Below are 2,023 nucleotides of genomic sequence, written 5' to 3' on the forward strand. Positions count from 1 at the left end.
AAACAGTTGTAATCTTTTTTTGTTCTTTATTTCTATTTTATTACCTTGCAATTAAAGTTAACGTAACGTTTTTAATCATTGTGTTTTTGCTCATGAGTAATTTGCTTGAAGTTTATTATAGTGTTTTTAAAAACATAGTAATCAGTGTAAAAAGAAAGTTTTTTTAAAAAATACCTGTAAAATTTGTTATATTGAAATGTAATATTTATTATATTTGTGGTCACATTCAGGTGTGGCTGAGTTTTAATTATCCATAAAGGAACATAATGAATTTAAAAAGTATATTTATAACTTTATTTTTTGTTTTCAACTTTAGTTTTGTATTTTCACAAGACTTTCAGTTAGGAGACAAGCTGTATTCAAAAATTAATGGGACTTGGTATCTCGTTGATTCGGTTGGCAGCATTATTTTTGAAGTTGAAAGAGTAATTACTGTTAAATTCAATAATGGAGTTACCGCAACAGAAAAAAACAACATTTATTCAGCTACTAATGTTATTGTATTACGTGAAAATTCACTTGGTTTTATTGATCTGCAGATTCAACAGACAGATGATATAGTACAGATTCTTCGGCAATATATTAACAGCGGGTTAAGCCAGGTAGCTGAATTAAATACAATTGGGAAATACTTTTCCGTTCCGAATGATCCCCTTTTTTCAAACCAATGGTATTTAAATCAGATTCAAGTTCCGCAGGCGTGGGATATATCAACAGGAGATACTAATGTTGTGATTGCTGCTATTAATTCAGCTTTTGACTGGGAACACGAGGACCTGGGTTTAGGGTCTGATGGTTATCAGAATATATGGCTTAATCCTGGTGAAGATCCATGGTTAAACCCCAACGATCCTACAACCGGTGATAGTGTAGATAATGATGGAAATGGTTTTGTAGATGATTGGAAAGGATGGGATTTTTCTGGTATGGATAATGATGTCAGACCACCTGATACTCCTTCCGCTGATCCTGGTTACGCACATGGCACTCTTACAGCGGGTATTGCTGCTGCCAAAACAAATAATTCAAAAGGTATTGCCGGGATAGCAGGAGGTTTTGGAAATCAGGGCGCTTTATTGATGATTATCGGTGGTAGTATACAAAGTTCACTTCTGGATGATGCTATTTTATATGCGGCAGACAAAGGAGCAAATATAATTACTACGAGTCTTGGAATTGGACAAACAGCCGCAATAGATTCTGCATTGAAAACTGCCTATGAAAGTTTTGGGATTTTTATTACTGCCGCTTCGGGAAATTTTGATACTTCTGTTGTTGATTATCCGGCAATAAGCCCTTATGTAGTGGCTGTTGGAGCAACTGACACAAATGATAATAAGGCATCTTTTTCAAATTTTGGTACAGATTTAGAAATATCAGCTCCCGGAATAAATATTTTAAGCACTTCTCCACCGGATTCTGTTGTTTTCGACCCGATTTATTTGAGTTTTGGCGGTACTTCAGCAGCATCGCCTCAAGTTGCTGGTGTAGCAGCTTTGTTACGTTCCTTAAAACCTTGTCTTAGCCCCGCTCAAATTAGATTTATTCTTCTTAATTCAGCAGAAAAAGTTGGAGGATACAATTATATGTGGAACTTATCTAAACCGGGGCATTCTCAGGAATTAGGTTATGGGCGCCTGAATGCATTCAAAGCCGTTAGTATGGCTGTTACTAATGATGCAAATATTTGCTTTGGGCAAAATGTTGTATTAGGTCCTCTATTTGTAGATACTACTTTATTGTATAGTTGGTCGCCATCTATAGGATTAGATGATACAACTATAGCAAATCCTGCTGCATCACCAGATACTACTACTCAATACGTTTTAACGGTAACAGACACACTTGTGGCTTGTATTATCAAAGATACAATATTAGTTACAGTAAACCTAAACCCGCCACCAATAGCTGATGCAGGTAATGATACAACTATTTGCTTTGGCGATAGCATTATTATCGGTACATCAACAGTTGATACGGCATTATTATTTGCCTGGTCACCGGCTGCCGGATTAAATGATAC

1 protein-coding gene is annotated in these 2,023 nt (G+C 35.8%); it reads left to right on the plus strand.

All coding sequences use genetic code 11. The features are described from left to right. Positions 1–266: 266 nt before the first annotated feature. The coding region (locus FVQ77_17425) for a S8 family serine peptidase (protein ID MBW8052085.1) at positions 267–2,023 on the plus strand (1,757 nt) is incomplete at its 3' end.

The organism is Cytophagales bacterium, from assembly GCA_019456305.1.
Classification (GTDB): Bacteria; Bacteroidota; Bacteroidia; order Cytophagales; family VRUD01; genus VRUD01.